Source organism: Clostridium sp. BSD2780061688st1 H5 (genome assembly GCF_005845155.1).
Lineage (GTDB): Bacteria > Bacillota > Clostridia > Lachnospirales > Lachnospiraceae > Claveliimonas > Claveliimonas intestinigallinarum.
In genome coordinates this window covers 1-6,819 of the sequence record NZ_SPGT01000046.1, presented here as the reverse complement: position 1 = coordinate 6,819, position 6,819 = coordinate 1, and the positions used below count along the sequence as shown (strand labels likewise).

Annotated in this window: 6 protein-coding genes; all 6 read left to right on the top strand. The window is 33.9% G+C overall.

The genetic code is table 11. The annotated features are described in order from the left end of the window. The first annotated feature begins 83 nt into the window (after positions 1–83). Positions 84–1,403, top strand: coding sequence for an O-antigen ligase family protein (locus tag FGQ86_RS15840; RefSeq protein WP_138305110.1), 1,320 nt, complete (start codon positions 84–86; stop codon positions 1,401–1,403). Next, positions 1,384–2,346 (top strand): hypothetical protein, encoded by a 963-nt coding sequence (locus FGQ86_RS15835; protein WP_138305108.1) that lies wholly within the window; start codon positions 1,384–1,386, stop codon positions 2,344–2,346. Before FGQ86_RS15840 ends, FGQ86_RS15835 begins: the two co-directional genes overlap by 20 nt. Positions 2,347–2,358: 12 nt before the next feature. Beyond that, the gene (locus FGQ86_RS15830; protein WP_138305106.1) at positions 2,359–3,528 is read left to right on the top strand and encodes a hypothetical protein; all 1,170 of its coding nucleotides are present in this window, start codon (positions 2,359–2,361) and stop codon (positions 3,526–3,528) included. 162 nt (positions 3,529–3,690) lie between these two features. Beyond that, complete coding sequence (locus FGQ86_RS15825; protein WP_138305104.1) at positions 3,691–5,193, top strand: oligosaccharide flippase family protein; 1,503 nt, start codon at positions 3,691–3,693, stop codon at positions 5,191–5,193. A gap of 4 nt (positions 5,194–5,197) precedes the next feature. Then, complete coding sequence (locus FGQ86_RS15820) at positions 5,198–6,115, top strand: hypothetical protein (protein WP_138305102.1); 918 nt, start codon at positions 5,198–5,200, stop codon at positions 6,113–6,115. Positions 6,116–6,448: 333 nt separating this feature from the next. Further along, a partial coding sequence (locus FGQ86_RS15815; protein WP_195639074.1) for a polysaccharide biosynthesis protein occupies positions 6,449–6,819 on the top strand: 371 nt, incomplete at its 3' end.

Below are 6,819 nucleotides of genomic sequence, written 5' to 3'. Positions count from 1 at the left end.
GATGACTCCTCTATACCATTAAAAGTGAATAATCCCACCCCTGTATATCTGGGGTACAGGCTTATTATACGAGGAGAGATAAAATGAGAGACATCCGTATAGGGAAAGTATCGCTGATAGGCTTGTATGCATTGCTTGTCAGCGTTTGTTATATTATGCCAGTGATAAAATATAGTATACCTTATATGCCGTTAGCTTTGTTTTTAATTTTATCTTATTGTCTTACTATACATGAAGGTAAAATAGATGGAAAGTTGGTATTGCCAGTAATATTTTGTAGTGGTGGCTTGGCCATTATGTCTTTACTAGTTATGCGGAGAGGAGATATTACGGAAGCAATTAATGAGTTTGTCCGAGCTCTAAGATTTGTGGCGCCAGCCTTTTTATATTTGATGTTGGTTAGTCGCGTAAAGCAGAACAAAAAAATGATGAAAATCATTTTTGGAGCTTTATCTGTGTTGCTTTTTTGGATTTGTAGAAATACAGTAATAGCTTTGAATGATAATAGTATGATAGCAAGAATTTTGGCTAGCGGCTCATTGAGTTCAGAAATGGCTGCATACAGGTTTCAAAATGTTGGTGGATTTGAATTTTGTTATGCAATAGGTTTTGTGGCCTTGTACTTTTTATCTCTATTATTGCAGAACAAGAGAAGATTTATAAAAATTTTGTTGTGCGGTATATACATATATTTATTATATTTTATCATTAGAACACAGTATATGACGTTACTATTATTAATAACTATCTTCAGTATCATTATTATTTATTTGAACTCCTCGAGAGGGATTAATAAATGGATTATTGCATGTCTAATTATATTATTACTTATTTCTCTTCCAACTATACTATCGTATCTTGGAACACTTACAGGGAATGAAGAAAGCATATTAACAGAAAAATTTCAACAGATGAGTATGTTATTTTCCGGAGCTGACATTTCTGTTGTCGGATCAAGGCCTGAATTGTACAGTGATGCTTTTGAGAATTTTTTTGATAGCCCCATTTGGGGAAATGTTACCATGCTTAATGGAGTGGCAATTGATAATATGGATAAATGCCATTCGACATTGTTAGGTTACCTTCAGGGGATGGGAATTATAGGGGCCTTTTTATTTTATTATCCAATCTTTAAACTTTCAAAGGCTATTGATTGTACATTTTCTGTAAGGCTTAATCATTATATATGGAAAAATCTTATATTTATGTTTGTGTTGTTAAGTGTATTTAATCCAATACAATATTGCTTTGAGATTTGTTTTATTCTATTTCTATATATTCCATGTGGGATGCAAGCGTTCAGTGAACATACAGCATGTTGTACATCAAACAATGGGAATGAAAAATTTGCTCTTAAACAAAGAGCAATAGGGAGAAAAAACTATGAAAAAATGGTTAAATGATGTTGCTGTGTTATGTATTTTTTTTGCAAGACCTGAGATATTTGAAAAATCCTTTGAAACAGTTAGAAAAGCTCGCCCACGAATATTGCTACTGTGGCAGGATGGTCCAAGGCCTGGTCGTCCAGATGATGTTGAAAACGTCAGAAGGTGTAGAGAAATTGCAGAGAACATAGACTGGGATTGTATAGTCTATAAAAATTTTCATGAAGAAAATATGGGATGTGATCCTTCTACATATTTGTCACACAAGTGGGCATTTTCTATAGTTGACAAATGCATTATTTTGGAAGATGATATTGTACCGGCAGATAGTTTTTTCTCTTTTTGTAAGGAACTTTTGGATAGGTACGAAAATGATGAGCGGATTGACAGAATATGTGGACAGACATTATATGGAGGAGTGCCAGATAAAAGATATAGCTATTTTTTTGGAAAATCAGGATCCTCATGGGGTTGGGCAAGTTGGAGGCGTGTGGCACAAACATGGGAAGATGACTATGGATTTTTGGATGACGAGTACTATATTGATTTGGCGCGGTATCGTTTTGGAAATCAAAGATTTGAGGAAAGTCTTGCTGCGGCAAGAAAACATAGAAAAGAAGGGATTCCTTATTGGGAACATATTATAGGTTTTCGAACCACATTAAATTCCGGATTGGTTATATATCCCGCGGTAAATATGATAAAAAATGGGGGATTATCTGCTAATTCTACACATGCGCCTCAACATTTGGCCGAACTTCCTAAAGATATACAAAGAATGTTTAATGAACCAGTGAAAGAAATGGAATTTCCACTAAAACATCCACCATATGTAATTGAAGATTATCATTACTTTAAAAAAGTAATGAAAATAATTAATCCTAATTGGTGTGTACGTATTAGAAGAAAAATTGAGCATCAACTTCGAAAATTGGGGTTGAAGATAGGGATTATAAAGTGAGGAACTATAAGTATGAAGAAAATTAGATATTTAATTATAGGTGATGCAAATTCTATGCATATTTATAATTATGTAAAAACTGTTTTGGTGCCTCGAAACATGGAAATACATTTGCTGACGTTATCTACTTTGCCTATTAGAAAAGAGTATAGAGACTATTATGAAGAAAAAGGTATATTTATACATTCTATTTCCGAAAAAGGATATAAGAATTTGAATAAAAAGGATATTCTGCATCGCGGGCTTCAATTGTTTGAAAAAATGTTATTAATGATGGACGTTCCGAAAGTAGATATATGTCATGTTCATTCTGTATACAAGACAAGTATGTACATGATAAGATTATTTCGTTTTAAATTTCAAAAGCTAATTTTATCATATTGGGGGGGAGATATTGAAGATTTAACTCCATCTGTGATTAAATTACGTGAGCAATGTTTTAAAATGGCTAGTTCGATTACAGTTACAGTTAAACGGACTAAAGAACAATTTCAAGAATTATATGGTCATAAATATGATTCTAAATTGCATATATGCCGTTTTGCTACTGCTGGCCTTGAATGTATCAGAAGTATTCAGAAGACAATGACAAGGATGCAATGTCGGGATGTGTATCATATTCCCAAAGGTAAAATCTGTATTACCTGTGGATATAGTGCATATGAAGCCCAGCATCAAGACATATGTTTAAAACAAATAGGTAAACTGCCAGTAGAATTGAAAAAACAGCTTTATGTAGTTATACCGATGCAATATGGAAGATTTGATTTGGAATATATTGATAGAGTTAAAAAAAATGCTCGAGAGGCTAATGTATCCTATGAAATACTGGAGGAATACGTTTCTTTTAGAGAAAGTGCTATGTTGGCGATAGCAACAGATATATACTTACATGTACGGGATACAGACGCATTTTCTAATGCGTTAAAGGAACATATATATGCGAGTTCAATTGTTATTAAAGGAGATTGGCTTGTTTATAGAGAGTTAGATGAGATGCATGCAGATGTGAAATCAATATCCTCGTTAGAACAAATTGCAGAGATGTTAACAAAAGTTATTAAAGAGAATGACTGTATAAAGAGAGACATAGTTTTATTTGAGCCTATATATCAATTATATTCAATTCAAAATATTGTCTCTCAATGGAACTACATCATCAATAAAACGTTAGAAGTATAGATGCTTCGCATGAAAATAGTGTGGGTTTCATTCTGTTATGTTTTAAATTTGAGGGAAAAAGATACTTTTAGAAGAAGCAAAGCTGTAGTTGTAAATTTAACGGTGTAGTGTAATGACAAATGGAATAATTTGACAAATTTTGAAAGAAGGAATTGCGTGAATTTGGGAAAGCAGATTAAGCTTGGGGCTATAATTTCATATTTTGCGTTAGCAATCAATATTGTTGTGACGCTTTTTTATACGCCTTGGATGGTAAGTAAAATCGGACGAGCTAACTATGGGCTTTATACTTTAGCTATATCATTAATTGGGATTTTTATGCTTGATTTTGGCTTGAGTTCAGCAGTTGCCCGCTTTTTGGCTAAATATAGAGCAGAAAATCAACAAAATAAAATTAATGAATTTATAGGTGCGGTTTTTAAGCTGTACTTTTTGATTGATTTAATTATATTTATTATATTGACAGTGGTTTATTTTTCACTAGAGACTATTTATGCGGGGCTTACACCTGAGGAATTAAAACTATTTCGTGTTTTGTATCTTGTGGTAGGTGGATTTAATTTGCTTGCCTTTCCAATGACTCCGCTAAGTGGAGTATTAAATGCATATGAACAATTTGCTGCATTAAAACTGTGCGATTTATTTAATAAACTTTTTACTGTCGTTTTAGTTATAGGAGCATTGCTTCTAAATTTTGGAGTGGTTGCGGTTGTATCGGCTAATGCTATAGCAGGGATTATAACTATTCTAATTAAAATATCTATAATAAAAAAGAAAATTCCGTTTCAATTAAAAATAGAAAAAATAGATAAGAAAATTTATAAAGAAATCTTTTCTTTTTCGATATGGAGTACAGTGATTAGTATTGCTCAGAGACTTACTTACAATCTTGCGCCTTCAATACTGGCTGTTGCTGCAAGTAGTATTGCGGTTGCATTATATTCACCGGCTTCATCTATAGGAAGCTATTACTATATGATTGCAACTGCAATTAATGGGTTGTTTTTGCCAAGTATTTCGAGAATGATTTCTGAAAAGAAGGAGAACCAGATCCTTACACTTATGATAAAAGTAGGGAGATATCAAACTTTTTTACTGGGAATGATTCTTGTAGGGTTCTTTTGTGTAGGAGATATATTTATGACTTTGTGGATGGGAAAAGACTTTTATGAATCTTATTATTGTACAGTGCTAATTATGATTCCGGCCTTTTTTGAATATTCTCAGCAAATTGCGAATACAACTATAATTGCAAAAAATTGTGTTAAAGATCAAGCTATATGGGTTATGTGTACAAGTTTAGTGGGAGTTTGCATTTCATATGTATTGGCTAAGACATGGGGAGCAGAAGGGACATGTGTAGCATTATGTATAGTGGGATTGATAAATGTTTTAGGATTGAATGTAATTCATAAGAAGAAAATAGGAATAGATATCTTGACTTTTTATAAAAACTGTTATGGGAAGATGTTGGTTCCTATGATTCTCACAATGATTATAGGGAGAGTAATAGTAAGATTCGTGGAAAAAGTTAGTATTATAACGCTTATAGCAGAGGGCTTGCTTGTCGTCGCAATTTATATTGTTTTGATGTGGACAATTTCATTAAGTGTAGATGAAAAAGATTATGTGATTAAAGGCTCAAAAAGGCTTTGTAGGAGGTAGGTAAATGCAATATGAATATCCGTTGAAATGTAGTCTGCTTGTTTCGACATCTGATAACTATCAGTGTGCTTGGTATCCATATTTTGAACTAATTAAAATTTACTGGAAAAATCACCCAAAGAGCATATTCCTTAATTGTGAGACCAAGGGTTATATAGATGAAAGTTTAAATATACAGATTATATATGGAGGAAGAGAAAAAACTTGGAGTGAGCGCTTATATAACTGCTTGAAGCAGATACGTACAGATTATATTATATTTAGTCTGGAAGATTTTTTTCTTACAGGACAAGTTGATGATGACGCTATAGAGCAGTGCGTAAAATGGATGGACGAAAATAAGGAAATAGCAGAGTGCAGATTAAAATCCTCCAATCTAAAATGCTTACAAATAAAAGATGCATATGGACGATTCCGAATAGCAAATAGTGATACTCCTTATAGATTGGATACACAAGTTGCTATTTGGAGAAAGAAAGATCTTCTGGGTTTTTTAAATAAAAAAGAAGATCCATGGCATTTTGAAACAGACGGAACCCAAAGAATAAAAGATTCCAAAAAAATTTTTTTATGGTTATATGCAGATGATGAAGAGGATGAAACAAAAATGATTTTTCCATATCATATAAATCAAAGATGTGGATATGGAATAGCATGGGGCAGATGGCTTTGGAACAATAAAAAGTTATTTGAAAAAAATAAAATAATGAATGTAGATTATAAGTCAATAGGGGTTCTTTCAGAGAAAGCAGTCAAACGTAGGTTTAAGTATTTATACAGAGCGGGACGAAGACCAGTTGGAGGTATAGAAAAATACATTCAAAAAGTATATAGAATCATTGATCGTATTGAAAAAGGGATGATTTTGATTAGATTATATGGGGGGGAAGAAGGAGTAAAAAGAATACGAGATAGAATATAGTGATAGTTCTCTAGTTAAAATATTTTCTCATCATACCGGTTGACATACTGAAGGGCGAAATGTAAAATGAGAATATTGAGCAATATAAGTATAAAGGTGAACCTTAACGCTTGGAAAGAGTAGTAGAGAAACGGAAGATATGAGAAGAGAAGGGAAGCGCTAAAAATCTGCTGATGGTAATTTTATCAGACGATATTGTGAAAGAAATCCATTTTGCTCCATATACGAAAAGAATGGCCCATCAGACAAAGAAGCTTTTTCGTCATGCCGAAGGTATGGCGGAGGGCTTTTTATTTTACATTAAAAACAAAGGAGATTAAAACAATGAACAGTATATTTGCGGGTAAAACATTAATGATCACCGGCGGCACCGGTTCCTTCGGGAACGCTGTCCTGGACCGGTTCTTAAAAACGGATATTAAGGAGATCCGTATATTTTCCCGCGATGAGCTAAAGCAGGACAATATGCGGCATTTTTATCAGCGGGAATTCCCGGAGTACAGTGACAAGCTGAAGTTCTATATCGGCGATGTGCGGGATATCCAGTCCGTGAAAAATGCCATGCACGGTGTGGATTACATCTTCCATGCAGCGGCCCTGAAGCAGGTGCCCTCCTGTGAGTTCTTCCCCATCGAGGCGGTGAAGACCAATGTCCTGGGCACCGAGAACGTGCTGACCGCGGCCATCGAGGCAGGGGTGAAGAA